This is a genomic window from Actinomadura sp. NPDC048955, from assembly GCF_040649435.1.
In the GTDB taxonomy this organism is placed as follows: Bacteria; Actinomycetota; Actinomycetes; order Streptosporangiales; family Streptosporangiaceae; genus Spirillospora; species Spirillospora luteofluorescens.
Window position 1 is genome coordinate 110,916 of record NZ_JBEZJI010000017.1, and the last position, 26,295, is coordinate 137,210.

Here is a 26,295-nt window from a genome sequence, read left to right on the forward strand (position 1 = left end):
TTTCCCTGGCGGGGCGGATGCGGCAAGCTGTGAATCATGCTGCCGACGCACACGAGTCCCGAGGTCCCGGACGTCCCCGTGGCGGTCCTGCCGATCGGGAGCCACGAGCAGCACGGCCCGTTCCTCCCGCTCGCGACGGACACGGTGATCGCGTGCACGATCGCGGCGGAGATCGCGAAGGCGTACCCGGTGCGGACGCTCCCGCCAGTGACGATCTCGTGCTCGCATGAGCACGCCGACTGGCCCGGGACGGTGAGCATCTCGGCGGCGACCCTGTACGCGGTGGTCAGGGACGTCGCCGAGTCGCTGCGCCGGGCCGGCGTCCCCAAGCTCGTGCTGGTCAACGGGCACGGGGGCAACTACGTGCTCGGCAACATCGTCCAGGAGGCGCACGGCGACATGGCCCTGTTCCCCGCGCTGGAGCACTGGGAGGCGGCGGAGAGGGCGGCCGGCGCCGAGACTCCCGCCGTCAGCGACATGCACGCCGGGGAGCTGGAGACCTCCATCCTGCTGCACGCCCACCCGGAGCTCGTGCGGGACGGGTACCAGACCGCCGACCACATGGCCGACGACAGGCGGCACCTCCTGACGACGGGAATGGCGGCCTACACGACGTCCGGTGTCGTCGGGCGGCCGTCACTGGCCGGCGCCGGCAAGGGCCGGGAGACGCTGCGGAGCCTCGTCGAGTCGTTCGGGGACGTCCTCGCGGTGCTTCAGCAGCAGGGCCGCCGCACCCGGCAGGGCCGCGATGAAGGTGAGCACCCCGTACACGACGGAGACGGTCAGGCCCTGCGCTGAGCCGAGCCCGGCCGCGCCGAACGCCAGGGCGAGGACGGCCTCGCGCGGCCCCCAGCCGCCGACGTTCACCGGCAGCACCATCACCAGGAGCGCCAGCAGGAGCAGTGGCAGGAGGGTGAGCAGCGGGGCCGTCGCGCCGACGAGGCGGGCGGCGACCACGAACAGGGCCAGGTGCCCCGCCAGCGCCGCGGCCGACAGCCCCACGATCGCGGGCCAGGCGCGCAGGGCGGCGCGCACGTCCGCGAACGCCGGCGCCAGCGACCGGCGCCGCCACCGGGCGAGGACCAGCACCAGCACCAGGACGCCCGCCGCCGGGACCAGCGCGGGCGCCATCGCCGACACCAGCGCGGGATGGGCGAGCAGCGCGGCGGCGCCCGCGACGATCGCGACTCCCTGGCCCGCGACGCGTTCGAGGAACACGGCCCGCACGCCGCGGGCGACGTCGCCCGACCGGTGCCCGTGGCTCACGGCGCGGTGGACGTCCCCGAGCACCCCCGCGGGCAGCACGGCGTTGAGGAACTGGGAGCGGTAGTAGTCCGCGACGGCTCCGCCGAGCGGAAGGCTCAGGCCGAGCCGCCGCGCGACCAGCCACCAGCGGGCCGCGCTGAGCACGGTGGTCAGCAGGCCCAGGAGGAGCGCGACGGCCACGGCCCCGGCGTCCACGGCGTGGAGCGCGTCCACGAACGCGTCCGTGCTGTGCCACCACAGCAGCGCGGTGAGGATGCCCAGCCCGACGAGCAGGCGCAGCCAGGGCAGGTACTTCGTCACGAGGTGCTCCCGGGGAGGACGAGCAGGTCGACGTGGTGGACCTCGGCGGTGAGGCGCCCGGCGGCGCATTCGGTGAGGCGGCGGCCGAGGTAGTCCTCGGCGAAGGGCGCCAGGTCCGGTCGCTGCTCGACGGCGGCGGCGACCCAGCCGCGCAGCCACTCGGCGGTCAGCGCCGCCTGGCCGGGCCCGAGCCGCCACGGGCTCGGGCGCGCCTGGACGGACGCGCCGCGGCGGCCGAACGCCCGGGTCGCGGCGGCGACGGCGTCGGGCCCGAGGAGCCCGCCGCGCCGCTGGTGGGCGTCGAAGGCGGCGGCGAACTCGGCGTCGAGCGGCTCGGACGGGGAGAGCCGGACGCGCCCGACGACCGAGAGGGTGAGCAGCGCCGGGCAGTCCGCCGCGGCGGCGATCGCCTCGACCTCGGCGGCGGTGAGCACGTCCAGCAGCGCGGACGCGGTGACGAGCGAGGCGCCCACCAGGTCGGACGCGCGGAGCGCGCCGATGCCGCCGGCGCGCGTCTCGACCGTCGCGGGCGTCCCGTCGGCGGTGGTGTAGGTGCTCGCGCGGGCGCGGTCGAGCAGGCGCGGATCGCCGTCGTGCAGGATCCAGTGCTGCGGGCCGCGCAGCCGCCCCGCCAGCCAGCGCCCCTGAGAGCCGGTGCCGCACCCGAGGTCCCAGATGACCAGCGGCCCTTCGGGCGGGAGCGCGGCGCGGAGCGGGTCGAGCAGTTCCGTGGCGCGCGCCGTCGCGTCCGCGCCTTCGCGCAACTCCAGCCAGGTCGGATCGAACCCCGTCACAGCGCCTCTCCGCGCCTCGACCCCGGTCACAGCGACTCCCTCCTTGTGGGTGGACGACCCCCCACACCCCCCGGAAAGGCCTGATCCCTCCTGAGCCTCGACAGGACAACCGCCATGCGGCGGGCGGTGTCGTCCCAGCCGGGCAGCATGGCGCGCCGCAGCCGGGCGGAGGCGCGCAGCCGTTCGCGCAGCTCCGGTTCGACGAGCCAGCGGCGCAGCGCCGCGCCCAGCGCGACGGGGTCGTCCGGTGGGACGAGCATGCCCGGGACGCTCCCCGAGGGATCCCAGCCCAGCGTGTCCGGGACCCCGTCCACCGAGGTCGCGAGCACCGGGATGCCGCGCGCCAGCGCCTCGGTCACGACCATCCCGAACGTCTCCGCGCGGGACGCCAGGACGAGCAGGTCGGCGCCGGCGTAAGCGTCGTCCAGCCGCTTGCCGGCCAGCGGCCCCGCCAGCTCGACGCGCCCGTCGAGGCGGTGCCCGCCGATCAGCCGGCGGACCCGCGCGACGTGTTCGGCGTCGCCGCCCAGGGGCCCGGCGCATTCGCAGTCCCACGCCAGGTGCGCGACGGTGGCGAGCGCCTCGACGAGGACGTCGTGCCCCTTGCGCGGGGTCACCGACGCCACGCACAGCAGGCGCGCCGCCCCGTCGGTGCCGGACGCGAGCGGCGCGGGATCGGTGCCCGGGGCGACGGCGTGGACGCGGGACGGCTCCAGGCCGTGGTGGGCGATCAGGTGGTCCCGGGCCCACGGACTGGTCGCGACGACCGCCCCGGCCGCCTCCAGTACCTCGCGTTCGCCCGCGTTCAGGTCAGCTTGTCCGGGTTCGTCCGCCAGCGGGAGGTGGACGAGGACGGCGAGCCGCAGCCGCCCCGCCTCCGGGACGACGACGTCAGGGACGCCGCACGCCACCAGCCCGTCCATCAGGACGACGGACCCGTCGGGCAGCGCGGCGAGCGCGCGTCCCAGCCCGGCGCGGGCCGCCTCGTCCGGCCGCGGCCACGCGCCGGGCACCGCCAGTTCCCGGACGGGACGCCCGGACGCCGCGAGCTCCTCGCACAGCCGCCGGTCGTAGCGGTTGCCTCCGCTCGGGGCGGCGGGGTCGTCGATGCCGCCCGGGACGACCATCCACACCTCGCGGGCCGTCACAGCTCGCGCTCGTAACTGGCCCAGGCGACGTGCGACTCGTGCAGCGTCACCGTGATGCCGGCCAGCCCGGCGGCGTTCGCGCCGAGGGCCCCGGCGCGCACCCGGTCCGCGAGCCGGTCGGCGATGACCTTGGCGAGGAACTCCGTCGAGGTGTTGACCCCGGCGAAGTCGGGCTCGTCGTCCAGGTTGCGGTAGTTCAGCGCGCCCAGGACCTCGCCCAGCTCGCGGGTGGCGAGCCCGATGTCGACGACGATGCCGTCCGGGTCCAGGTCCGCCCGGCGGAACGTCGCGTCCACGACGAACGTCGCGCCGTGCAGGTGCTGCGCGGGCCCGAAGACCTCGCCGCGGAAGCTGTGCGCGATCATGACGTGGTCGCGGACGGTGATGGCGAACAACGAACGTCCTCCTCAGTGAGCGGTCTCGGCGGGCGACCCGCCTCAGTACGCGATCCGGTGGCACAGGGCGGGCAGGTCCCCGCCCGCGAGGCGCGGCATCAGCCGCGGCAGCTCGGCGAACGGGCTCTCCCCGGTGATCAGCTCGCCGAACGCGGGGTCGGCGAGCAGCCGCAGCGCGAGCGCGATCCGGTCGGCGAAGCCGCGGCGCGACCGGCGGGACGGCGGGACGGCGCCGACCTGGCTGCCCCGGATCGTCAGCCGCCGCGAGTGGAAGAACTCCCCCAGCGGGACGCTGACCCGCCGGTCGCCGTACCAGCTCAGCTCGATCACCTCGCCCTCCGGCGCGAGCAGCTCCAGCGACCGGGCGAGCCCGGCCTCGGTCGCGCTCGCGTGGACCACGAGGTCGCAGCCGCCCTCGGCCTGGTCGGGATGGGCGAACCCGACGCCGAGCGCCCGCGCGACGTCCGCGCGGGACGGGTCGGTGTCGACCAGTTGGACGCGGCACCCGGGGAACCCCGCGAGGACGCCCGCGACCGAGCAGCCGACCATCCCGGCGCCGACCACGGCGATGCGGTCGCCGACGAGCGGCGCCGCGTCCCACAGCGCGTTGACGGCCGTCTCCACCGTCCCGGCGAGGACGGCCCGCTCCGGCGGGACACCGTCCGGGACGGCGCTGACCGCGCTCGCCGGGACGACGTACCGGGTCTGGTGCGGGTAGAGGCAGAACACCGTGCGCCCGGCCAGCTCGGCGGGGCCGTGCTCGACCACGCCGACGTTCAGGTACCCGTACTTGACCGGCCCGGGGAACGCCCCGTCCTGGAACGGCGCCCGCATGATGGCGTGCTGGTTCGGCGGGACGCCGCCGCGGAACACGATCGCCTCGGTGCCGCGGCTCACGCCCGAGAACAGCGTGCGGACGAGCACCTCCCCCGGTCCCGGCTCGGGCAGGACGACATCGCGGATCTCGCCCTCACCTGGCGATCGGATCCAGAAGGCGCGCGCGTCGCGCTCCATCCGTGCCCCTCCCCCGAGTCCCCTGAGCCTCCTGGGCCCGAGTCACCTGAGCGTCGTGGGGCTCAGGCGTCACACGAGCCCCACGGCGCCGCGCAAACCGCTGCTTGGCCAGCCACGCCACGTCCCGTCCGAATGACCACACCAGCAGCGCCAGTGCCGCCGCCACGAGCACGCCCGGATGCGGGACGAGGCCCGACGCCGCGACGACCAGCGCCACTCCCTGCACCACGGCGACGGCCTTGCGGGCGATGCTCGGCCGCAGGTCCGCGCGCAGCCACGGCGCCGCCCAGGCCGCCGCGCCGAACGCGTACCGCATCGCCCCGATCGCCAGCACCCACGGGCCCGCCGACCGGGCGACCTCGACGCTCAGCACCAGCACCAGGACCGCGTCGGTCTCCATGTCGAACCGCGCCCCGAGCCTGGACACCGTCCCGGTGCGCCGGGCGACCCGCCCGTCCACGCCGTCCAGGACGAGGGCGGCCGACGCGGCCGCGACGAGCGGCCAGACGCGGGCGTCACCGGTGAGATGCCCCGCGACCAGCGCCGCGACACCCCCGGTGAGCACCACCCGTGCCAGCGTCACGTGGTCGGCCGGGCCCAGCGCCCGCCGCCGGCGGAACGCGGCGCTCAGCAGTGCCCACGAGGCCAGCGCGTACCCGACGCCCACGGCCAGGCCCGCGTGGCCGGGACGGAGCAGCGCCAGCAGTGCGAGCTGCGCCGCGACGGCCGCGGCCAGCTCCGGGCCCCTCGTCAGGCGGGGGCGGCGCGGCGCCTGGAGCCGTACCGGCGCCGGGCGCGTGAGCGTCAGCGGGCGCGTCATCGGCGGGCCTGCCTGACCGGCGCGTCGCCGAGCGGCCCCGCGGGGGCGTCGAGCTGGGGAAGGTCGTGGCCGAGCCGGTCGCGCTTGGCGGTGAGGTAGCGGACGTTGTCGGCGCTGACCGGGACGAGCAGCGGGACGCGCGCCGCGACGGAGACGCCGTAGGACTCCAGCGCGCTGACCTTGACCGGGTTGTTGGACATCAGCCGCACCGACCGGACGCCGAGATGCCGCAGGATCCGGGCGGCCGGGCCGTAGTCGCGGACGTCCACCGGCAGCCCGATGGCCGTGGCGGAGTCGACGGTGTCCAGGCCCTGGTCGTCCTGCAGGATGTGGGTCCGGACCTTGGCCACCAGCCCGATCCCGCGGCCCTCGTGGCCGCGCAGGTAGACCAGCACGCCGGCGCCCTCGCGGGCGATGGCGTCCAGGGCGGCGCCGAGCTGGTCCCCGCACTCGCAGCGCGTCGCGCCGAAGATGTCGCCCGTCATGCACTCGGAGTGCATCCGGACGAGCACGTCGCCGCGTCCCCGCACCTCGCCCCGCACCAGCGCCATGTGCTCGTGCCCGTCGACCGGGTCCCGGAACGCGACGGCGCGGAACACGCCCCGCCGGGTTCTGAGGTCCGCCTCCGCGATGTCCTTCTGGTCGATGCCCTCGTCCATCGCTCCCCTTCCCTGGCTACACAACCACCCCTGATACGTCGCGAACGCCTTAGGTGGTTGTGTCCCAAAACGGTCCGTACAACCGATGGCACGCAGGGGAGGCGCTCCAGGGTTCAGCCCAGGCGGACGCGGACCACCAAGTCGTGGAGGGCGCGGCGGTTCGCGGGCGCTTCGGGGAGGGCACTGCGGTCGCGTTCGGCCTCCAGAAGGACCGTGAGCACGGCGATGTCCTCCTGGAGGCGGGACGCGTCCGGCGCGTCGCCGGGCAGCGCGCCGTGCTCGGCCGCCCGCTTCGCCTCGATGAGGTCCGGCAGGTAGGACGGCCCGTCGCCGGCGAGCCGCGTCAGGTCGGCCTCGACCTCGCCGGTCCGCATCAGATGGACGCCTGTCAGCAGCACCCGGAATGTGTAGAGGAGCGGTTTGATCTCCCCTGACCGCTCGAAGAGCTGCCACTGGGACCGCGCGAAACCGAGGTAGTGGTGCGCGTGGTGGAAGGTGACCAGCCCGGGGACGAGTGACTTCAGCTCGGCGTGCACGGGGGAGGTGGCCACGACCAGCGGCGACATGAGCTGCTCCAGGACGTAGCCGTTGCGCCGCAGGAGCAGCGTGCAGAACTTGGCCAGGTCGTGGGTGACCGCGTCGGCCTCCACTCCGGCGTGGTCCCACATCAGCGTGACGGTCTCCTCCCCCGTCTCCAGGCCGACGATCTCCTCCAGCGGCAGCAGGTGGACGCCGCGCAGGTCGACGTCGGAGTCCCGCGACGGGAACCCGTACAGGTGCGCGCCGCTGACGGTGAGGAACGCGCGGGGGTAGGGATGGCCGGCGGCGAGGCGGCCGGCCATGCCCTCGGGGAGTCTCACCAGGTCACGCTCCTGCGTCGGACGGAGATCAGCAGTTCCTCGACCGCGGCGCGGTCGGGTTCGGGCGGCAGCGGGCTGCGGTCCAGGGCCTCCTCGATCGCCGCGTCGAGGGAGGCGCGCCACGCGCCGACCTCGTCCCAGCCGACCTCGCCGCGGCGGACGGCGAGAAGCCGGTCGCGCAGGTCGCCGACCTCCATCCGCGGCTCGCCGTGCCGGACGAGGTGCAGGCCGCTCTCCAGCAGCCGCAGCATGTGCATGACGTGCTTCCAGCGCGGGGCGCCTCCGTTGCGCAAGTCACCGTCCAGCTTGCGGAACTGGGCCTCGGCGTAGCGGGAGAACGTGCGGTGCGCGTGCCGGGACAGGAACGCCGTCCGCAGGGCCAGCAGCTCCTCTCCGACGGGCGTGACCCGCTCGACCAGCGGCGACCACAGGCATTCGAGGACCGTCGGGTTCGCGCCCAGCGCCAGCTCGCAGAAGCGCTCCAGTTCCCAGGAGAACTGCTCGGGCAGCGGGCCGTCCAGATGGGTGGGCGGCTTGGCGAAACCCCAGAACAGGGGCGCCGGGGCCGCGTAGACGCCGCGCCGGTCGACGTCGCTCTCGTCCGTGGCCAGACCGTAGGCGCGCGACCCGGCCACGACCGACAGGATCGTGTGGTCGCGGACGAGGCCGAGCGCGCCGGAGGAGTCGGGTTTCGTCACCCGGGCAGCCTTGCGCAGGGCCACGGGCATGTCGACCGGATTGTCCGGCTTGTGCAAAACGGTTACAGATCGGCCACGGACTTGCAGAAAGTTTCTGCAAGCGGTTTACGCGACTGAAACGCGTTGCTAACGTCCCGGACCAGCCACCCCCAACTCTTGACCTGCGGGACGGCGGCCCGGCCAGGGACGTCCCCGCGAAGGAGGACACCATGCGGCGCACCCCCATGATCGGCGGCACCGTCGTCTGCGCCGCCCTCGCGCTCTCGCTCTCCGCCTGCGGCGGCGATGACGACGGCGGCTCGAAGGGCGGCGCGGGAGCGGCGAGCCTGCAGGGCCGCGGCCCGATCACCTTCGTCACCGGCAAGGACCGCTCGGGCTACCTGCAGAAGCAGCTCGACGGCTGGAACACCGAGCACCCGAAGGAGCAGGTCCGCATCATCGAGCTGCCGGACGAGCCGAACGACCAGCGGCAGCAGATGATCCAGAACGCCACGACCAAGTCCGACGCCTACTCGGTGCTGAACCTCGACGTGGTGTGGACGGCCGAGTTCGCCGCCAACCGGTGGCTGGCCCAGCTGCCCAAGGGCCAGATCGACCTGTCCAGGATGCTGCCCGCGACCATCGCCACCGGGCAGTACCGCGACAAGCTGTACGCCGTGCCGTCCACCTCCGACGCCGGGATGCTCTACTTCCGCAAGGACCTGCTGGAGAAGGCCGGCATCTCCGGCCCGCCGAAGACCTACACCGAGATGTGGGACGACTGCGCCAAGGTCACGAAGCTGCCCGAGGCCAAGGACGCCGACTGCTTCTTCACCGAGGTCAACAAGACCGAGAGCATGACGATCAGCGCGGTCGAGGCGATCGAGAGCGCCGGCGGCTCCATCATCGGCCCCGACGGCAAGCCCACGCTGAACACCCCGCAGGCCAAACAGGGCGTCGAGTTCCTCATCGGCGCCAAGAAGGACCACATGCCGAAGGAGGCCGTCACCCTCGACACCGAGGGCGGCCGCCGCTACTTCCAGTCCGGCAAGCTGATCTTCCAGCGGCAGTGGCCGTACCAGTACGGGCTGGCCGACTCCGGCGACGGCTCGTCGAAGGTGGCGGGCAAGTTCGCGGTCGCGCCGCTGCCCGGCCCGAACGGCCCGGGCGTCGCCAACCTCGGCGGCCACAACCTCGCGATCTCCGCGTTCGCCAAGAACAAGGCGACCTCGCTCGACTTCGTCCGCTACCTGACCGGTGAGCAGGCCCAGCGCGCCAACCTCCTCGCGACCTCGCAGGCACCCACCGTCGCGGCGCTGTACGACGACCCCGAGATGGTGAAGAAGTTCCCGTACCTGCCCGTCCTGAAGCAGGCCATCGCGAACGCCAGGCCGCGTCCGGTCGCGGTCAAGTACGGCGACGTCACCGCCGCCGTCCAGGGCGAGATGTACGACGCGGTGACCGGGAAGAAGCCCGCCGACCAGGCCCTGACCGACCTGCAGTCCAAGCTCCAGCCGCTGACCGCGCAGTGAGCGGGATGACCACCACCGAGAGCGCGCCCGCCGCCGGAACCGCCGCGGCGGGCGCGCCCCGCGGACGCGGGAAGAGCGACGTGCAGGGGACGCGGCGGCTCGCGGCGCTGCTGCTGTCGCCCACCCTGCTCGTGCTCGCGCTCGTCATCGGCTACCCGGTCCTCGCCGGGTTCCGCGAGTCGCTGTACGCGCGGGGCGAGGGACTGGACGCCGACGGGTTCGTCGTGGAGGGCGACCGCTTCGTCGGCCTCGGCAACTACACCGCCATCTTCCAGGGCGACCGCGCCGACGCGTTCTGGAACGCCTTCTCCAACACCACGTTCTTCACCCTCACCACGGTCGTCCTGGAGACGGTGATCGGCGTCGCGATGGCGCTGATCATGCAGCAGGCGTTCCGCGGGCGGGCGCTGGTGCGCGCGAGCATCCTCGTCCCGTGGGCGATCCCGACCGCGATCTCCGGGCTGCTGTGGCGGTGGATCTTCCAGGCCGACGGCGCCGCGAACGCGGTGCTGCGCCAGGAGATCCTGTGGACCGCCGACGGCTTCCCCGCCAAGGCGGCCGTCGTCATCGCCGAGGTGTGGAAGACCTCCCCGTTCATCGGGCTGCTCGTCCTCGCCGGGCTCCAGATGATCCCCCGGGACGTCTACGAGGCCGCCCGGGTGGACGGCGCCGGCCCGGTCCAGCAGTTCCTCCGCATCACGCTGCCGCTGGTCAAGCCCGCGCTGCTGGTCGCCGTGCTGTTCCGGATGCTGGACGTGCTGCGGATGTTCGACCTGCCCGCCGTGCTGATCGGCGTCAACCAGAAGTCCGTGGAGACGCTGACGATGATCGCCTGGTTCGAGGCGTCCAACCTGCGGTACGGGTCGGCGGCGGCGTACGCGACCATCCTGTTCCTGTACATCGCGCTGATCGCCTACCTGTTCGTGAAGCTGCTCGGCGCCGACATCATCGGCGAGGCCCGCCAGCGCACCAGGCGTCCGCGCGCCGTCCGGCCCGCGCGCGCCGGAAGGAGGGCGTCATGACCGGCTCACCGCTGAGGCGGACGCTGTCCTACCTCGGGTTCGCCGCCGTGGCCGTGTACTGCCTCGCGCCGTTCTACTGGATGGCGATCTCGGCGTTCCGCCGCCCGCAGGACCAGTTCGACAACTCGCTCGTCCCGGCGCGGTGGTCGTGGGAGAACTTCTCCGCGGTGTTCTCCGGCGACAACGGCTTCGGCCGCGCGCTGCTGAACAGCGTCATCGTGGCGGGGACCACCACCGTGCTCACCCTGCTGATCGGCACGTTCACCGCGTACGCGCTCGCCCGCCTGGACTTCCGGTTCAAGAACGCGGTCCTCGGGCTGATCGTCGCGACGACGATGTTCCCGGGAATCTCGCAGCTGGTCCCGCTGCTGAAGCTCTTCACCGACATCAAGTGGATCAACACCTACCAGGCGATGGTGCTGCCCAGCCTCGGGTTCGCGCTGCCGCTGTCGGTGTGGCTGCTCACCGCGTTCTTCCGGCAGCTGCCGTTCGAGCTGGAGCAGGCGGCGATGGTGGACGGCTGCACCCGCGGCCAGGCCTTCCGCAAGATCATCGTCCCGCTGGCGGCGCCCGGGGTGTTCACCACGGCGATCCTGACCTTCATCGCCGCGTGGAACGAGTTCCTCATCGCGCTGTCCATGGTCAACAAGAAGGAGATGCAGACCGCGACCGTCGCGATCTCCAAGTTCACCGGCGTCTCCGGGTTCGACCAGCCGTTCGGCACCCAGATGGCGGCCGGGGTGATCGTGACCGTCCCGCTCATCGCCGTGGTGCTGGTCTTCCAGCGCCGGATCGTCGCCGGGCTCACCGCCGGCGGCGTCAAGTAGCACCCGACAGCTCCCGACACGAAGGATGTTCATGACCCAGGACACCCTGCTCGTCCACACCGCGGGCGACCGCGCCGAGGGCGGCGGCTGGTGGCGCGACGCCGTCATCTACCAGGTGTACGTGCGCAGCTTCGCCGACTCCGACGGCGACGGCGTCGGCGACCTGCCGGGCATCCGGTCCCGGCTGCCCTACCTGGCCGGCCTCGGCGTCGACGCGCTGTGGCTCACGCCGTTCTACGTCTCGCCGATGGCCGACTTCGGCTACGACGTGGCCGACTACCGCGACGTCGACCCGCTGTTCGGCACCCTCGCCGACGCCCGCGACCTCATCGCGGACGCGCACGCGCACGGGCTGCGGATCATCGTGGACGTCGTGCCGAACCACACCTCCGACCGGCACGCCTGGTTCGGGGCCGCGCTCGCCGCGCCCCCCGGATCCGCCGAGCGCGACCGCTACGTCTTCCGGGACGGGCGGGGGCCGGGCGGCGCCGAACCCCCGAACGACTGGGAGTCGGTGTTCGGCGGCCCCGCCTGGACGCGGGTATCGGACGGCCAGTGGTACCTGCACCTGTTCGCGCGCGAGCAGCCCGACCTGAACTGGGAGAACCCCAAGGTCCACGCCGAGTTCGCCGACGTCCTGAGGTTCTGGCTCGACCTCGGCGTGGACGGCTTCCGCGTGGACGTCGCGCACGGCATGGCCAAGGCGCCGGGCCTGCCCGACGTGGGCCATCCCAACCAGACGGAGATGCTCGGCACGGCCGTCCTGCCCTACTTCGACCAGGACGCCGTCCACGACATCCACCGCGCGTGGCGCCGCCTGCTCGACTCCTACGGCGGCGAGCGGATCGCCGTCGCCGAGGCGTGGGCGCCCACTCCGCAGCGGCTCGCCGACTACACGCGTCCCGACGAGCTGCACCAGGCGTTCAACTTCCACTACCTGACCGCGCCCTGGGAGGCGGCCGGGATGCGGGCGGTGATCGAGGAGTCGCTGCGCACCGCCGGGGCCGTCGGCGCGCCCGCGACCTGGGTGCTGTCCAACCACGACGTGAAACGGCACGTCACCCGGTACGGCGACGGCGAGACCGGCCTGCGGCGCGCCCGCGCGGCCGCGCTGCTGACGCTCGCGCTGCCCGGCTCGTCCTACGTCTACCAGGGCGAGGAGCTCGGCCTGCCGGAGGTGCTGGACCTGCCGGAGGAGTTCCAGCAGGACCCGCAGCGGCTGCGCGGCGAGGGCGCGGGCCGCGACGGCTGCCGCGTCCCGCTGCCGTGGGAGGGCGAGGAGCCCCCGTTCGGGTTCGGCGCGGGAGCCGCGCCGTGGCTCCCGATCCCCACCGCGTGGCGCGACCTGACCGTGGCCGCGCAGGACGGCGAGCCCGGCTCCATGCTGGCGCTCTACCGCGCGGCGCTGCGCCTGCGCCGCGATCATCCGGCACTCGGGGACGGGGATTTGTCCTGGATCGCGAGCTCACCCGGCACACTGGTCTTCGTGCGTGCGGCCGGGGGCGGGAACGGGCGGCTCGCGTGCGCGGTCAACATGGGCGACGCCACCGCGCGCGTCCGTGTGCGGGGGACCCCGCTCCTGGCGAGCGGGCCGGTCCGCGCCGACGGCTCCGTGAACGGCGGAGACGTCGACCTGCCCCCGGACACCGCACTGTGGTGGGACGTCGAGGAGGGATAACTTGAAAGCCATGACGACACGCCTGGCGGACATCGCGGCGCACGCCGGGGTGAGCGAGGCGACCGTGAGCCGCGTGCTCAACGGCAAGCCGGGCGTGTCCCCGACCACGCGCCAGGCGGTGCTGACCGCCCTGGACGTGCTCGGATACGAGCGCCCGGCCCGGCTGCGCCAGCAGCGGGCCGGGCTGATCGGGCTGATCATCCCCGAGCTGACCAACCCGATCTTCCCGGCGTTCGCGGAGGTCATCGAGAGCGCGCTGGCCCGGCACGGGTACATGGCGGTGCTGTGCTCGCAGGCGCCGGGCGGCGTCGCCGAGGACGACTACATCGAGATGCTGCTGGAGCGCGGCGTCGCGGGGATCATCTTCGTCAACGGCCTGCACGCCAACGCCAACTCCGATCGCGCCCGCTACGCGCGGCTGCTCGAACAGGCCCTGCCGATCGTCCTGATCAACGGCTACCGTCCCGACATCGACGCGCCGTACATCTCCAACGACGACGTGGCGTCGATGGAGGCGGTGGTCGCGCACCTGGCCGCAATGGGCCACCGCCGGATCGGCCTCGCGATCGGCCAGGACGTGTACGTGCCGACGCGGCGCAAGAGCGAGGGGTTCCGGCGCGGGATGGCCGCGCACACCGGGCTCGCCCCGGGCGAGGTGGACGAGCTGGTCGTCAACACCATGTACACCGTCGAGGGCGGGCAGGCGGCGGCCGCGAAGCTGCTCGACGCGGGCTGCACGGCGATCTGCGGCGGCAACGACATCATGGCCCTCGGCGCGATCCGGGCCGCCCGGGCGCGCGGCCTCCAGGTGCCCGAGGACGTGTCGGTGACCGGCATGGACGACTCGCTGCTGACCGCCTACCTCGACCCCCCGCTGACCACCGTCCGGCAGTCGGTGCGGGAGATGTCGATGGCCGCGGTGAGCACCGTCCTGGACGAGATCCGCGGCGCCCGCGCGCCCCGCACCGAGCTGCTCTACCGGCCGGAACTCGTCGTCCGGCGGTCGACGGCGCCGGCCCCGTCGGCGGCCCGGCTGACCTCCGCCAAGGAGGGCTGACCCGGGCCTGACGGGGTGTCGGACCAGGCCTGACCCGGCTGTCGCGCGAGCCAGGTTCTTGTAACGGTTATGTTTCGGCACATTGACAGTGAGCCGGGTCACGGTCTTTCATCCGTGGGAGCGCTCCCACACCGATGCACCACCACAACCTGAGAGGGGTCCGCCATGAGGGCCATCATGCGGCGCGGACTGAGTACGGCGATGGCGGCGGTACTCGTCGGCGGCCTCGCCGTCGCGTGCGGCGACGGCGACGACGACAAGGGGGGCTCCGACAGCGGGCCGGTCGAGCTGACCGTCGACGTCTTCGGCGAGCCGGGCTACGACGCGCTCTACAAGCAGTACGAGCAGTCCCACCCCAACGTGAAGATCAAGCAGCGCAAGGTCTCCACCCTGGACGAGTACAAGCCGCGCATCCAGCAGTGGATGGCGACCGGCAGCGGCGCGGGCGACGTCGTCATGCTGGAGGAGGGCATCCTGCCGCTCTACATGCAGCAGAAGGCCAAGTTCCTCAACCTGTTCGACTACGGCGGCAAGAACCTGGAGAAGAACTTCCTGCCGTGGAAGTGGCAGGCGGGCCTCACCCCGGACGGCAAGCAGCTCATCGGCCTCGGCACCGACGTCGGCCCCCTCGCCATGTGCTACCGCACGGACCTGTTCAAGAAGGCGGGCCTGCCCACCGACCGCACCGAGGTCGGCAAGCTCTGGCCGACGTGGGACGCGTTCCTGTCCACGGGCCAGAAGTTCCAGGAGAAGGTGCCCGGCAGCAAGTGGCTGGACGGCCCCACCGCCGTCTTCCGCGCCACCGTCCTGCAGAACGCCGGCAGCGGCGCGGGCTACAGCTTCTTCGACAAGAGCGACAACCTCGTCTTCGACAGCAACCCGGCGGTCAAGCAGGCGTTCGACACGTCGCTGAAGTTCGAGACGAGCAAGCTCACCTCCGACATGTCGATCTTCACGCCGCCGTGGCAGACCGCCCTCAAGCGCGACACCTTCGCGACCCTGCCGTGCCCGTCCTGGATGCTCGGCGGCATCGAGGAGTTCTCCGGCTCGGCCGGCAAGGGCAAGTGGGACGTGGCGACCACGCCCGGCGGCTCCGGCTACTGGGGCGGCTCGTGGCTCGCGGTGCCCAAGCAGACCAAGCACGCCAAGGCCGCCGCCGAGCTCGCCTCGTACCTGACCTCCCCCGAGGGCCAGGTCGGCGCGTTCAAGGCCGCGAACGTCTTCCCGTCCTCGCCGCAGGCCGCGCAGGACCCGGCGGTCGCGGGCGCCAAGAGCGCGTACTTCAACGACGCCCCGATCGGGCAGATCTTCGGCCAGCTGGTGGCCGCGGTGAAGCCGGTGCACCTCGGGCCGAAGAACGAGGACGTGCGCGCCGCGGTGGAGAACGTCCTGATCTCCGTGGGCCAGGGCAAGCAGAAGCCCGACCAGGCCTGGACGAAGTCCGTCGACGAGGCGAAGAAGGCCGCCAGGTAACCGGCGGCCCCCCGACCGCGGCGGCGGCGCCGGACCGCACCTCCCCGCCGGCGCCGCCGCCGTTCCCACTCCCCCGCTTCGTCCCGTCCTCGGAAAGGAGGCGCACGACGTGACCACCGATCTGCGCCCCGGCCGGAACGGCCCGCCGACGGCCTCCCCGGCGCCGGCGCCGCCGGGGCCGCGCCCCACCTGGCGCGCCCGGCTGGCCCGGCTCGACGTGAAGGGCGCCCCCTACGCCTTCATCTCGCCGTTCTACCTCGTCTTCCTGGTCTTCGGCGCCTTCCCGCTCGTCTACACGCTCTGGGTCTCCCTGCACGACTGGGAGCTGGCCTCCGGGACCCGCGAGTTCGTCGGGCTCGACAACTACGACTACCTGCTGAGCGACGCCGACTTCTGGCACGCCACGGTCAACACCCTCGGGATCTTCGTCCTGTCGACCGGCCCGCAGCTCGTGCTCGCGCTGCTCATCGCCAACACCCTGAACCGGCGGATGCGGCTGCCGACCATGTTCCGGATCGGGATGGTCGCCCCGCTGGTCACCTCGACCGCCGCCGTCGCGATCGTGTTCACCCAGATGTTCGACAAGGACTGGGGCATGATCAACTGGGCGATCGGGCTGGTCGGCATCGACCCGATCCACTGGTCGAGCAGCCGCGGCTGGTCCTGGGCCGCCATCGCGATGATGGTGGACTGGCGCTGGACCGGCTACAACGCGCTCATCTACCTGGCCGCCATGCAGGCGATCCCCAAGGACCTCTACGAGGCCGCCGCGATCGACGGCGCGTCCCGGCTCCGGCAGTTCTGGCAGATCACGGTGCCGATGCTGCGCCCCACCATCATCTTCACGGTGATCATCTCGACGATCGGCGGGCTCCAGCTGTTCACCGAGCCCGTGCTGTTCAGCGTCGGCACGCCGAACAAGATGGACGGCGGCCCGATGCACCAGTTCCAGACGATCACGATGTACATGTACGACAACGCGTTCGGCCATGACCGCTACGGCTACGGCGCGACGGTCGCCTGGGCGCTGTTCGTGATGATCATCGTGTTCTCCCTGATCAACTTCCTGGCCGTGCGCCGCACGGGAGGCACCAAGTGACCACGCTCCTCGCCGGCCCCGGCGGCCGCGACCGCGGCGGCAGGCGCGCCGCGGCGCACCCCGGCCGCTACCGCGGCCTGTGGAACGCCAGCCCGCTCACCTACCTCACGCTGGTCGTGGCGCTCGCGCTGTCGATCTTCCCGATCTACTGGATGATCATCGTGGCGACCCGCACGAACAGCGTGGTCGCCGACGTCCCGCCGCCGCTGCTGCCGGGCGGCCACGGCGGCGACAACGTCGGCCGGCTGTTCGACAACCCGGAGGCCTACTTCGCCAAGGGCCTGCTGAACTCCGCGATCGCCTCCGCCGCGGTGACGGTCTCCACGGTGTTCTTCGCCTCGCTGGCCGGGTTCGCGTTCGCCAAGCTGCGCTTCCGCGGCAAGAACGGGCTGCTGCTCACCATCATCGCGACGATGATGATCCCGGTGCAGATGGGCATCATCCCGCTCTACATGATCATGGTGAAGCTGGGCTGGCAGAACCACCTGCAGGCGGTCATCGTCCCGTTCCTGGTCACCGGGTTCGGGGTGTTCATGATGCGGCAGTACGCCGACCAGGCCGTCCCGGACGAGCTGATCGAGGCGGCCCGCGTCGACGGGTGCACCACGTTCGGCATCTACTGGCGGGTCGTGCTCCCCGCGCTGCGCCCCGCCGCGGGCGTCCTCGGGCTGTTCACGTTCATGCAGACCTGGAACGAGTTCATGTGGCCGCTGGCCGTGCTGAGCCCGGACAACCCGACGGTCCAGCTGTCCATCAACAACCTGGCCAACGCCTACTTCAAGGACTACACGCTCATGTTCGCCGGGACCAGCGTGGCGATCCTGCCGCTGCTCGTGGTGTTCATCGTTTTCGGCCGCCAGATCATCGGCGGGATCATGGAAGGTGCAGTGAAGGCGTGACCTCCCTCAAGGACGACACCAGCGCGGCTCCCGCCGCCCCCTTCCCGACCGGGTTCCGCTGGGGGGCCGCCACCGCCGCCTACCAGATCGAGGGCGCCGCGGGCGAGGGCGGGCGCGGCCCGTCCATCTGGGACACCTTCTGCCGCACGCCGGGCAAGGTCCTGCGCGGCGAGACCGGCGACGTCGCGGTGGACCACTACCACCGCTTCCCCGAGGACGTGGCGCTCATGGCCGACCTCGGGCTCACCGCGTACCGGTTCTCGATCTCCTGGCCGCGGGTGCAGCCGTCCGGGGCCGGGGCCTTCAACGCCGAGGGCCTCGACTTCTACCGGCGGCTGGTGGACGCGCTGCTGGAGGCGGGCATCGAGCCGTGGCCGACGCTCTACCACTGGGACCTCCCGCAGCCGCTGGAGGACAAGGGCGGCTGGCCCGAGCGGGAGACCGCCCACCGGTTCGCCGAGTACGCCGACCACGTGCACGCGGCGCTCGGCGACCGCGTCGCGCACTGGATGACGGTGAACGAGCCGTGGTGCGCGGCGTTCCTCGGCTACGCCTCCGGCGACCACGCGCCCGGGCGCGTCGACCCGCCGGCGTCCCTGCTGGCCGCGCACCACCTCATGCTCGGGCACGGCCTGGCCGTCGAGGCGATGCGGGCGCGCCACCCGGACAACCGCTTCGGCGCCGCCGTCAACCTCTACGCGGTCTCCCCCGCGACCGGCGACCCCGCCGACGCCGACGCGGCGCGCCGGATCGACGGGCTGCAGAACCGGCTGTTCCTCGACCCGCTGCTGCTCGGCCGCTACCCCGAGGACGTCCTCGCCGACACCTCCCGCTACGGGTTCACCCCGCCCGACGCGGACCTCGCGGTCATCAACCAGCCGCTCGACCAGCTGGGCATCAACTACTACTCGCGGCACACCGTCGCGGGGACGCCCGGCGAGGCGGCGCAGACCGCGTCGTCGCCGTTCGCGACGAACTCCCCCTGGCCCGGAAGCGCCCACGTCCGGTTCGTCCCGGCGGGGCGCCCGGTCACCGGGATGGGCTGGGAGATCGACGAGGGCGGCCTGCACGAGGTGCTGACCCGGCTGCACCGCGAGTACCCGTCCGTCCCGCTGTACATCACCGAGAACGGCGCCGGCTACGACGAGGTCCCTGACGAGGATGGCACGGTCCAAGACGCGGGCCGCATCGCCTACCTCGACGCGCACCTGCGGGCCTGCCACGACGCCATCTCCGAGGGCGTCCCGCTGCACGGCTATTTCACGTGGTCGCTGCTGGATAATTTCGAATGGGCTTGGGGCTACTCCAAGCGTTTCGGGCTGGTCCACGTCGATTACGCCACGCAGCGCCGGGTGCCCAAGGACAGCGCACGGTGGTACGCCGGAGTGATCCGGCGGGGCGGGCTGCCCGAGCGGGGCTGACCCGGCGGGGGCGACGGCACGGACGAAGGGGGCCAGATGACGGGCAGGAGCACGCGCCCGACCCTGGAGGAGGTCGCGGCGCGGGCCGGCGTGGGCCGCGGCACGGTGTCCCGGGTGGTCAACGGCTCGCCGCGGGTCAGCCCGCAGGCCCGCGAGGCGGTGCTGAAGGCGATCGAGGAGCTCGGGTACGTGCCGAACCGCGCGGCCCGCACCCTCGTCACCCGCCGCACCGACACCGTGGCCCTGGTCGTCGCCGAGTCAGACCAGCGGCTGTTCGGCGAGCCGTACTTCGCCGGGATCATCCGCGGGATCAGCAACGGCCTCGGCGACACCGGCCTGCAGCTCCTGCTCGCCCTCGCCCGCTCCCCCGACGAGTACGGCCGGCTGGAGGACTACCTCACCACCCAGCACGTGGACGGGGTGCTCCTCACCTCCCTGCACGCCGAGGACCCGCTGCCCGCGAAGCTGGAGGCCAACGGCGTGCCGACCGTCCTCGGCGGCCGCCCGCCGGGCCTGCACCCGGTCAGCTACGTCGACGTCGACAACCGCAGCGGCGCCCGCGAGGCCGTCGGCCACCTCATCGCGGGCGGCCGGCGGCGCATCGCGACCATCGCCGGCCCCCAGGACATGGGGGTCGGCATCGACCGGCTGGCCGGCTACCGGGAGGCGCTCGCCGCGGCGGGGCTGCCCGAGTACGTCGAGTACGGCGACTTCGGCGAGGCCAGCGGCATCACCGCGGCGGAGCGGCTGCTGGCCGCCGAGCCGGAGCTGGACGCGGTGTTCGCCGCCGACGACCCGATGGCGCTCGGCGCGCTGCGGGTCCTGCACCGCAGCGGGCGCAGCATCCCCGGCGACGTCGCGGTGATCGGCTTCGACGACTCGGCCGCCGCGCCGCTGGCCGACCCGCCGCTCAGCACCGTCCACCAGTCGCCGGAGGAGATGGGCCGGGAGATGGCCCGGCTGCTGGTGTCCCGGATCCGCGGCGAGACCGTCGCGGACCCGGTCGTCATCCTGCGCCCCCACCTGGTGCTGCGCGACTCCGCGTGAGCCCGGGCCGGTCCGCGCCGCGCCTATGATCGTGCGAGTCGTCCCGCGGGCAAGGAGCTCAGACATGGCCTACGAACCGACCGCCGCCGAGCGCGTCTTCCTCGACCGCTGCGTGGAGCTCGCGCGGGAGGCGCTGGAGTCGGCCGACGAGCCGTTCGGGTCCGTGCTGGTGTCGGCGTCCGGCGAGGTCCTGTTCGAGGACCGCAACCGCACGGCGGACGGCGACCAGACCCGCCACCCCGAGTTCGAGATCGCGCGGTGGGCGGCGAACCACCTGACGCCGGACGAGCGCGCGGCGGCCACCGTCTACACCTCGGGCGAGCACTGCCCGATGTGCTCGGCCGCGCATGCCTGGGTCGGCCTCGGCCGGATCGTCTACATCATGTCGTCGCGGCAGCTCGTGGCCCTGCGCACCGAGCTGGGCGCCGAGGCCGGGCCGGTCAACGCCATCCCGGTGCGGGAGGTGGCGCCGGGCGTCCCGGTGGACGGCCCGGTCGCCGCCCTCGAAGCGACGATGCGCGAGCTGCACACGCGCGCCTCCGCCTGAGGGCGGCGACCCCAGGGCTCACGGCCCGGTCAGTGCCTCCAGCCGCTCGACGGCGTCGCGCCAGTCGGACGGCAGCCAGCACCGGGTCGCCCGGTGCCCGCGGTAGGTGAGCGTGTAGGTGAAGTGGTCGGCCACCTGGCAGCCCGCGGACGAGGACCCGGTGGTGACGACGCGGCTCAGCGCGTCCTCCAGGCCGCGCATCTCCTCCGCGCCGACCGCGACCTTCTCGTCATTGACGAGCGCCGTTCCCGACCTGTCCACGGTAACTTTCTGGTGAATTCCGGCGAAACCCCCGGAACGCTCGTAGGTGACCAGCACGTCCGGCCCGATGTGGGCGAGCATGGCTCTCTCTCCTTTTGCGCGGGCCGCCGGACAGCACCCCGCTCCCCATTCCGGCGGCCCGCAGATCGTGGGTTACTCGCCGAAAAGGATTCCACCGGTGGCGCGCACGGCGAGGCACCGGTTCGCATACGTCCGCGTGAAATGCCGGGCGGTTCCGTGCCAGACGCCGTTCGCGATCAGCGTGACGGGCGCGTGCTCCAGCGTGCACGGGCCCGGCCGCGCGGGAACGAGCCCGATCTCGCCGCCGGCGGCTTCGAGCTGGTCGCAGGCCTGGGGCGCGGCGCCGTGCGTCCCTCCGTCCGGGTCGCACCACAGGGTCCGCGTGGTGGCGGGACCGCTCCGCGGCACCACCGTGAGCAGGTAGGCGCCGGCCGGGCCGTCCGCCCGGGCCGGCACGGCCGGGGCGATCATCGCCATTCCGGCCAGAACGGCCGCCCACCGGAAACGGGCACGCGACATGTGCATGTCTTCCTCCCTGGATTGCCCACCGCGATCTGCGGCAATGGCCGGCGGGGCATCGAATGGTGGTGGATGTCCCGCCGCATCCAGACATTAGGTGCCACAAACTCCCTCAAACAAGGCCATTCCACGTCCCACACCGGCCACCCGTTCATTCTTAAATCACGTCTGCCGGAATGTGCAATGCCAATATGTGGTGAATTGCCCGCCGGGTGTGCTATCCGCGCCGTCCCGTCCACCGGGACCCGGCCCGCCGAGCCGCCCCGGCCGTGCGCCAGGATCAGGCCCATGCCCGCCGACCAGCCGAGCCACCAGGCCATCGCCAACCTCGTCCACCGCTACGCCGCGTGCGTGGACGGCGCCGACTTCCCGGGCATCCGCGACCTGTTCGCCGACGCCTCGTTCACCGGCAGCGGCGGCACCCTGCGCGGCGGCGAGGCGATCGCGGCGATGTTCGAGCGGACCGTGATCGTCCACCCCGACGGCACCCTCCGCACCAAGCACGTCACCACGAACCTCGCCGTCGAGGTGGACGAGGAGGCGGGCACGGCGACGTCCAAGGCGTACTACACCGTCCTCCAGGCCGTCCCGGGCCTCCCCCTCCAGCCCATCGCCTGCGGCACCTACGACGACGCCTTCACCCGCACCGGCGGCCGCTGGCACTTCACCGCCCGCCGCATCACCCTCGACCTGGCGGGCGACCTGACCCACCACCTCCGCCGCCCCGAGAACCTCCCGTCCCACAGCTCGTCACCTCACCAGGGGTAGGCACCACCGACGCCCGCCAGGCGCTGAGGGGCGCGAACCTGTGAGGTCACGCCCCTCGCGCCAGGAAAGGGTCAGCGGGTCATGGAGAAGGCGCTCAGGCGGGTCTCGCCCTTGAGGACCAGGTAGACGTCGTGGTTTCCGCGGGTTCCGGTCAGTGGTGCGCTGATCTCCTTGTAGCTGTAGGCATCGGCCGTGGACGGGACGGTGAGGGTCCCGGCGAGGGGGCCGTCCGGGCGGTCCAAGCGGACCTCGATGGTGGTCGCGGACGTGCCCGCCACGCGAGCGGTGATCCTGCCGGTGGACGAGCCGAGGGCCGCGTCCGCGAACTTCAGCCAGGAACCGGGCGCACCGGTCACCGCGTCACCGGACGTCTTCGTCTCGTCGACCAGCCGGACGCCGCTCTGGTCGTCGAAGTCGGCGGCGCGGGTCGGCTCGGCGAGGTCGCGGGCGGGGATCGTCTCTCCGCGCACGTCGAGGACCGCGCGCCGCCGGACGTCGGTGGACGAGGAGCCGATGAGCAGGTCGTGCTTCGACTTCTCGACCGCCCACCTGCCGCGCGTAACGTCCCAGACGGCGAGGTCCGACGCGTTGAGCCGGAGCTCCGCCGTCACCGTCTGCCCGGGGGCGGCGTGGACCCTGGCGAAGGCGCGCAGCCTCTTCACCGGCTGCTTCACCCGCGACTCCCGCTGGTGCGTGTAGAGCTGAACGACCTCGTCCCCTGCCTTCCCGCCGGTGTTGGTCACCGGGACCGTGACGGTCACCGTCCCGTCGCGTCCGACGGAGCGGGCGCTGAGGCGCGGCTGGCCGTACCGGAACGTGGTGTAGGACAGTCCGTGGCCGAACGGGTAGAGCGGCTTGCCCTTGTAGTACTGGTACGTCCGGTCCGACTTGATGATGTCGTAGTCGAGGATGTCGGGCAGGGCGGCGCCGGAGCGGTACCAGGTCTGCGGCAGCTTGCCCGAGGGGCTCTCGTCGCCGAACAGCAGGGACGCCAGGGCGTTGCCCGTCTCGGCTCCGGCGTGGCTCGTCCACAGGATCGCCGGGACGTTCTCCTGCTCCCAGTCGAGCGTCGTGGGGTAGCTGTTCTCCACCACCACGACCGTGTTCGGGTTCGCCTTGCGGACGGCCTTGACGAGTTCCGACTGCCCTTCGGCAAGGGCCATCGAGGTGCGGTCGTGGTCCTCGCGGCCGTTGATGAACGGCATGCTGCCGACCACGACGACGGCGGCTCCGGCGCCCGTCACGGCCTTCACCGCGGAGTCCACACCGCTGCTGACGACGTCCTTGGAGAAGCGGGACGCCTCGGCCTTCGTGGTGAGGGCGAGCGTTCCGTCGTCCTGCGCCTTCACGTAGGTCTTCGCCGGGTCGGCCCAGTCGTAGGCCTTCTCGTACCCGGCGTAGCGGAGCAGGTAGTCGCCGCCGTCCTGCTTCTCCAGCTCGAACATCTGCTGGACGAACCATCCGTTCGGCTGGTCCTGGTCGTTGGCGAAGGTGTCGCCCCAGTTGTAGCGGCCGACCGTCTTACCGTTGGCGGCGCTGCGCAGGGTCACGACGCCCTGGCCCCAGTCGAACACGTCGAACTGCGTCGTGGCGTCGGAGGACGAGGCGGGCCCGGTCTTCAGAACCCCGCCGGAGCCCGTTCCACCGGCGATGTACTTGCCGGTCTTCACGTCCTTCAGGGCGATGCGGTCGACGCCCTCGCTGGAGGTCACCGCGCCGGCGCGCTTCCTGATGCCGTCCAGCGGCGTGACCTTGTAGGGCAGCGAGCCGGAGTACCAGTCGGTGTAGATGGTGTTCGACAGCGGCCCCACGACCGCGACCTTCTGTCGCGAGAGCGGCAGGAGCTTCCGCTGGTTCTTCAGCAGCACCATCTGCTCCGCGGCGGCCGTGCGGGCCAGCGCCCGGTGCGCCGGTCCGTCCACCACGTCCTTGGTGATCTTCCCGTAGGGGCCGCCGCCCGGGTCGAACTCGCCGAGCCGGACCCGGACGCTCATGATGTGCTCCGCCGCCCGGTCGATGTCGGGTTCGGTGAGCAGCCCGCGCGACAGCGCCTCCTTGACCGCGTTCACGGTGATGGACGAGTTCGTGTCGTCAGTGGTGAAGCTGTCCACGCCCGCCTTGAGGATCGCGGCGTCGCCGGTGGCGAGGTCGGGGTGGTACTTCTGGGACCCGACGAGGTTGTTCGGGGCGCCCGCGTCGGTGACGTTGAACAGCGTCCGGTCCGACCAGGAGCGGACGAGCCCGCCGGCGTCGGGGGTGACCGTGGCGGGACGGCCGTTGACGAGGTTGTACGACGTCATGATCCCGGTCGCGGCGTCGCGGGCCAGCGGCATCTGGAAGGGGACCTCGTCGTACTCCTTGCGCACCCGCGGCGGCAGGCTGGAGGACGTCTGGTCGCGGCGGACCTCGTTGTTGTTGGCCATGTAGTGCTTGAGGACCGGCGCCGCCTTGAGGTGCTCGGGGTCGTCGCCCTGCATCCCGCGGCCGTACGCGGTGGCGAGCAGGCCGGTGAGCAGCGGGTCCTCGGAGTAGCCCTCCTCGTTGCGCCCCCAGCGGGGGTCGCGGAGCAGGTTCACGACCGGGGCCCACAGTTGCAGGCCCCAGACGTCGGGGTTCTCGCTGTTGTAGCCGCGGGCCTCGTCGCCGACGGCCGAGCCGATCCTTTTCATCAGGGCCGGGTCCCAGGTCGCGCCGAGCCCGACCGACTGCGGGAACACGGTCCCCTTCGCGGTCACGACGGCGCCGCCGTTGTGGACGTCGGTCGACCACGCGACGCCGTGCAGGGCCTCGGTGCCCGTCTTGAACCGGCCGATGCCGAGCCGCGGGATGGCGGGCTGGTACTGGTGCAGCAGCGAGATCTTCTCGTCGAGCGTGAGCCGTCCGACCAGGTCGTCCACCCGGGCCTGGACGGGCAGCCGCGGGTCGCGGAACGGGTAGGCCTCGCGGGCCGCGGCGGGCGCCGTCCACGCGAGGGGGGCCGCCAGCGCGGCGGCGAGGACGAGGGTCAGCGACCGGCTGCGCCGGCCGGGGGAACGGGGGTTGCGACGGGTTCGATGCAACGGATCTCCTTCTGGAACATCCCCCGAGCAATGGTGTCGAAGCGCTTCGATAGCGGGGGCGGAAAGGGCCCCTTCCCTCCTTTGGCAGCGTGTCGGGGACCGCCCCTCAGCGGGGCGCGGGCGCGCTGCTGGCGCGCGCGGTCAGGGTGGGCGGGAGCAGGGTCGCGGCGGGCACGGGCACGCCGTCGAGCTTGGACATCAGCAGTTCCACGGCGCGCCCGCCGACCTCCTCGGCGGGGATCGCCACCGACGTCAGGGGCGGCTCGGCGTGCTCGGCCATCTCGTCCGGGCACAGCGCGACGACGGACACGTCCTCGGGGACGCGCCGGCCCGCCGCGCGCAGCGCCCGCACCACGGGGCCGACGACCGGCTCGTTGTGGACGAGGACGCCGGTGAGGCCGGGACGCTCGGCGAGGAGCCGGGCGACGAGCGCGCGGGCCGCGTCCGCGGTCGCCTCGCACGGGTGGACGTCGCCGGTCAGCCCGTGCTCGCCGACCGCGGCGGCGAACCCGTCGGCGACCCGCTGGGCGTAGCCGGTCTGCCGCGCGTACACCTCGGGCGGCGAGCCGATCAGCACGATCTCCCGGTGGCCGAGCCCGGCGAGGTGCTGGACGCAGATCGCGCCGGCGGCGTGGAAGTCGAGGTCGATGCAGGTGAGGTCGCCCGCGTCGGCGGGGAAGCCGATGAGCACGCTCGGCCGGTCCAGGGAGCGCAGCAGCGGCAGCCGCGGGTCCCGCATCTGGACGTCCATGACGATCAGCGCGTCGACCAGGGCGCTGTCGGCGACGCGCCGCAGCCCGTCCTCGCCCTCCTCCTGGGTGAGCAGCAGGACGTCGTGGTCGTGGCGGCGCGCGGCGGTGACGACGGAGACGGCGAACTGCATGACGACGGGCACGGCGATGCCGGAGCGCAGCGGGATCATCAGCGCCAGCACGTTGGAGCGGCTGCTGGCGAGCGCGCGGGCGCCCGCGTGCGGCCGGTAGCCGAGCTCGCGGATGCTCTCGCGGACCCGCCGCCGGGTCTCCTCGGAGATCGAGCGCTTCCCGCTCAGCACGTAGGAGACCGTGCTCGGCGACACTCCCGCGTGCCGCGCCACATCAGTGATCTTGACCACGGACCGTCCCGTCGTCCT

The 26,295-nt window shown here is 72.7% G+C and carries 25 protein-coding genes and 1 pseudogene; 13 read left to right on the forward strand and 13 right to left on the reverse strand.

Going from position 1 to position 26,295, the window contains the following annotated elements; translation table 11 throughout:
- Positions 1-36: 36 nt before the first annotated feature.
- A complete protein-coding gene (locus tag AB0C84_RS18805; protein ID WP_361067569.1) occupies positions 37-798 on the forward strand; it encodes a creatininase family protein in 762 nt (253 codons plus the stop codon).
- On the opposite strand, the pseudogene AB0C84_RS18810 reads toward AB0C84_RS18805, so the two are convergent.
- The 9 genes and pseudogenes from AB0C84_RS18810 to AB0C84_RS18850 all read right to left on the reverse strand — a co-directional run.
- Positions 796-1,635, reverse strand: a pseudogene (locus AB0C84_RS18810) (lysylphosphatidylglycerol synthase domain-containing protein); the annotation flags it as partial. The gene AB0C84_RS18805 and the pseudogene AB0C84_RS18810 overlap by 3 nt on opposite strands.
- On the reverse strand, positions 1,563-2,360 hold the full coding sequence (locus AB0C84_RS18815; RefSeq protein WP_361067572.1) for an SAM-dependent methyltransferase: 798 nt from the start codon (positions 2,358-2,360) through the stop codon (positions 1,563-1,565). The gene AB0C84_RS18815 and the pseudogene AB0C84_RS18810, both read right to left, overlap by 73 nt.
- Before the next feature lie 26 nt (positions 2,361-2,386).
- Complete coding sequence (locus AB0C84_RS18820) at positions 2,387-3,508, reverse strand: glycosyltransferase family 4 protein (RefSeq protein WP_361067575.1); 1,122 nt, start codon at positions 3,506-3,508, stop codon at positions 2,387-2,389.
- Positions 3,505-3,903, reverse strand: coding sequence for a 6-carboxytetrahydropterin synthase (locus AB0C84_RS18825; RefSeq protein ID WP_361067578.1), 399 nt, complete (start codon positions 3,901-3,903; stop codon positions 3,505-3,507). Before AB0C84_RS18825 ends, AB0C84_RS18820 begins: the two co-directional genes overlap by 4 nt.
- A 42-nt stretch (positions 3,904-3,945) precedes the next feature.
- Entirely contained in the window at positions 3,946-4,917 is a 972-nt protein-coding gene (locus AB0C84_RS18830; RefSeq protein WP_258939522.1) for a zinc-binding alcohol dehydrogenase, read from the reverse strand.
- Positions 4,874-5,737 (reverse strand): CDP-alcohol phosphatidyltransferase family protein, encoded by an 864-nt coding sequence (locus tag AB0C84_RS18835; protein WP_361067582.1) that lies wholly within the window; start codon positions 5,735-5,737, stop codon positions 4,874-4,876. Before AB0C84_RS18835 ends, AB0C84_RS18830 begins: the two co-directional genes overlap by 44 nt.
- On the reverse strand, positions 5,734-6,396 hold the full coding sequence (gene ribA, locus AB0C84_RS18840; RefSeq protein WP_179847404.1) for a GTP cyclohydrolase II: 663 nt from the start codon (positions 6,394-6,396) through the stop codon (positions 5,734-5,736). Before ribA ends, AB0C84_RS18835 begins: the two co-directional genes overlap by 4 nt.
- A 113-nt stretch (positions 6,397-6,509) precedes the next feature.
- Entirely contained in the window at positions 6,510-7,256 is a 747-nt protein-coding gene (locus tag AB0C84_RS18845; protein ID WP_361067585.1) for a nucleotidyltransferase domain-containing protein, read from the reverse strand.
- Positions 7,253-7,954 carry a nucleotidyltransferase domain-containing protein gene (locus tag AB0C84_RS18850; protein ID WP_361067588.1) on the reverse strand — a complete coding sequence of 234 codons (702 nt, stop codon included), beginning with the start codon at positions 7,952-7,954 and terminating at the stop codon, positions 7,253-7,255. The genes AB0C84_RS18845 and AB0C84_RS18850 overlap by 4 nt, the downstream gene beginning before the upstream one ends.
- A gap of 209 nt (positions 7,955-8,163) precedes the next feature.
- Between AB0C84_RS18850 and AB0C84_RS18855 the strand changes: the two genes are divergently transcribed.
- The 11 genes from AB0C84_RS18855 to AB0C84_RS18905 all read left to right on the forward strand — a co-directional run bounded on the left by AB0C84_RS18855 (position 8,164) and on the right by AB0C84_RS18905 (position 20,535).
- Positions 8,164-9,465: an ABC transporter substrate-binding protein gene (locus tag AB0C84_RS18855; protein WP_361067591.1), complete on the forward strand. Its 1,302-nt coding sequence runs from the start codon at positions 8,164-8,166 to the stop codon at positions 9,463-9,465.
- 5 nt (positions 9,466-9,470) lie between these two features.
- The gene (locus AB0C84_RS18860) at positions 9,471-10,487 is read left to right on the forward strand and encodes a sugar ABC transporter permease (RefSeq protein WP_361067594.1); all 1,017 of its coding nucleotides are present in this window, start codon (positions 9,471-9,473) and stop codon (positions 10,485-10,487) included.
- Positions 10,484-11,314 (forward strand): carbohydrate ABC transporter permease, encoded by an 831-nt coding sequence (locus tag AB0C84_RS18865; RefSeq protein WP_361067597.1) that lies wholly within the window; start codon positions 10,484-10,486, stop codon positions 11,312-11,314. Before AB0C84_RS18860 ends, AB0C84_RS18865 begins: the two co-directional genes overlap by 4 nt.
- 31 nt (positions 11,315-11,345) lie before the next feature.
- A complete protein-coding gene (locus tag AB0C84_RS18870; protein WP_361067600.1) occupies positions 11,346-12,992 on the forward strand; it encodes a glycoside hydrolase family 13 protein in 1,647 nt (548 codons plus the stop codon).
- A 10-nt stretch (positions 12,993-13,002) separates the two neighbouring features.
- Positions 13,003-14,049, forward strand: a complete 1,047-nt coding sequence (locus AB0C84_RS18875) for a LacI family DNA-binding transcriptional regulator (protein ID WP_361067603.1) — start codon at positions 13,003-13,005, stop codon at positions 14,047-14,049.
- Positions 14,050-14,214: 165 nt separating this feature from the next.
- Entirely contained in the window at positions 14,215-15,522 is a 1,308-nt protein-coding gene (locus AB0C84_RS18880) for an extracellular solute-binding protein (protein WP_258939514.1), read from the forward strand.
- Between the two features lie 202 nt (positions 15,523-15,724).
- On the forward strand, positions 15,725-16,621 hold the full coding sequence (locus tag AB0C84_RS18885) for a sugar ABC transporter permease (protein ID WP_246397577.1): 897 nt from the start codon (positions 15,725-15,727) through the stop codon (positions 16,619-16,621).
- Positions 16,618-17,520, forward strand: a complete 903-nt coding sequence (locus AB0C84_RS18890; RefSeq protein WP_258939513.1) for a carbohydrate ABC transporter permease — start codon at positions 16,618-16,620, stop codon at positions 17,518-17,520. Before AB0C84_RS18885 ends, AB0C84_RS18890 begins: the two co-directional genes overlap by 4 nt.
- Positions 17,517-18,941 carry a GH1 family beta-glucosidase gene (locus AB0C84_RS18895; protein ID WP_361067608.1) on the forward strand — a complete coding sequence of 475 codons (1,425 nt, stop codon included), beginning with the start codon at positions 17,517-17,519 and terminating at the stop codon, positions 18,939-18,941. The genes AB0C84_RS18890 and AB0C84_RS18895 overlap by 4 nt, the downstream gene beginning before the upstream one ends.
- Before the next feature lie 36 nt (positions 18,942-18,977).
- A complete protein-coding gene (locus AB0C84_RS18900) occupies positions 18,978-19,988 on the forward strand; it encodes a LacI family DNA-binding transcriptional regulator (RefSeq protein WP_179847395.1) in 1,011 nt (336 codons plus the stop codon).
- A gap of 64 nt (positions 19,989-20,052) precedes the next feature.
- A complete protein-coding gene (locus tag AB0C84_RS18905; protein ID WP_339154296.1) occupies positions 20,053-20,535 on the forward strand; it encodes a nucleoside deaminase in 483 nt (160 codons plus the stop codon).
- An 18-nt stretch (positions 20,536-20,553) separates the two neighbouring features.
- Here AB0C84_RS18905 and AB0C84_RS18910 read toward each other — a convergent pair whose 3' ends face one another.
- Together AB0C84_RS18910 and AB0C84_RS18915 are read right to left on the reverse strand one after the other, a co-directional pair.
- Entirely contained in the window at positions 20,554-20,877 is a 324-nt protein-coding gene (locus AB0C84_RS18910) for a hypothetical protein (RefSeq protein ID WP_179847393.1), read from the reverse strand.
- Positions 20,878-20,949: 72 nt separating this feature from the next.
- Complete coding sequence (locus tag AB0C84_RS18915) at positions 20,950-21,342, reverse strand: SSI family serine proteinase inhibitor (protein WP_361067613.1); 393 nt, start codon at positions 21,340-21,342, stop codon at positions 20,950-20,952.
- Between the two features lie 282 nt (positions 21,343-21,624).
- Between AB0C84_RS18915 and AB0C84_RS18920 the strand changes: the two genes are divergently transcribed.
- Entirely contained in the window at positions 21,625-22,104 is a 480-nt protein-coding gene (locus tag AB0C84_RS18920; RefSeq protein ID WP_361067616.1) for a nuclear transport factor 2 family protein, read from the forward strand.
- 71 nt (positions 22,105-22,175) lie between these two features.
- Here the strand turns inward: AB0C84_RS18920 and AB0C84_RS18925 are convergent, their stop codons facing one another.
- A complete protein-coding gene (locus AB0C84_RS18925) occupies positions 22,176-25,163 on the reverse strand; it encodes a glycoside hydrolase family 3 C-terminal domain-containing protein (RefSeq protein ID WP_361067619.1) in 2,988 nt (995 codons plus the stop codon).
- Between the two features lie 106 nt (positions 25,164-25,269).
- Complete coding sequence (locus AB0C84_RS18930) at positions 25,270-26,277, reverse strand: LacI family DNA-binding transcriptional regulator (protein ID WP_179847388.1); 1,008 nt, start codon at positions 26,275-26,277, stop codon at positions 25,270-25,272.
- Positions 26,278-26,295: the final 18 nt, after the last annotated feature.

Excerpts from the sequence above, each read along its gene's own strand:
- AB0C84_RS18805 (WP_361067569.1), top strand. The coding sequence starts at position 37 with ATGCTGCCGACGCACACGAGTCCCGAGGTCCCGGACGTCCCCGTGGCG.
- AB0C84_RS18830 (WP_258939522.1), bottom strand. The coding sequence starts at position 4,917 with ATGGAGCGCGACGCGCGCGCCTTCTGGATCCGATCGCCAGGTGAGGGC.
- AB0C84_RS18835 (WP_361067582.1), bottom strand. The coding sequence starts at position 5,737 with ATGACGCGCCCGCTGACGCTCACGCGCCCGGCGCCGGTACGGCTCCAG.
- ribA (WP_179847404.1), bottom strand. The coding sequence starts at position 6,396 with ATGGACGAGGGCATCGACCAGAAGGACATCGCGGAGGCGGACCTCAGA.
- AB0C84_RS18855 (WP_361067591.1), top strand. The coding sequence starts at position 8,164 with ATGCGGCGCACCCCCATGATCGGCGGCACCGTCGTCTGCGCCGCCCTC.
- AB0C84_RS18860 (WP_361067594.1), top strand. The coding sequence starts at position 9,471 with ATGACCACCACCGAGAGCGCGCCCGCCGCCGGAACCGCCGCGGCGGGC.
- AB0C84_RS18865 (WP_361067597.1), top strand. The coding sequence starts at position 10,484 with ATGACCGGCTCACCGCTGAGGCGGACGCTGTCCTACCTCGGGTTCGCC.
- AB0C84_RS18870 (WP_361067600.1), top strand. The coding sequence starts at position 11,346 with ATGACCCAGGACACCCTGCTCGTCCACACCGCGGGCGACCGCGCCGAG.
- AB0C84_RS18875 (WP_361067603.1), top strand. The coding sequence starts at position 13,003 with ATGACGACACGCCTGGCGGACATCGCGGCGCACGCCGGGGTGAGCGAG.
- AB0C84_RS18880 (WP_258939514.1), top strand. The coding sequence starts at position 14,215 with ATGAGGGCCATCATGCGGCGCGGACTGAGTACGGCGATGGCGGCGGTA.
- AB0C84_RS18900 (WP_179847395.1), top strand. The coding sequence starts at position 18,978 with ATGACGGGCAGGAGCACGCGCCCGACCCTGGAGGAGGTCGCGGCGCGG.
- AB0C84_RS18905 (WP_339154296.1), top strand. The coding sequence starts at position 20,053 with ATGGCCTACGAACCGACCGCCGCCGAGCGCGTCTTCCTCGACCGCTGC.
- AB0C84_RS18910 (WP_179847393.1), bottom strand. The coding sequence starts at position 20,877 with ATGCTCGCCCACATCGGGCCGGACGTGCTGGTCACCTACGAGCGTTCC.
- AB0C84_RS18915 (WP_361067613.1), bottom strand. The coding sequence starts at position 21,342 with ATGCACATGTCGCGTGCCCGTTTCCGGTGGGCGGCCGTTCTGGCCGGA.
- AB0C84_RS18920 (WP_361067616.1), top strand. The coding sequence starts at position 21,625 with ATGCCCGCCGACCAGCCGAGCCACCAGGCCATCGCCAACCTCGTCCAC.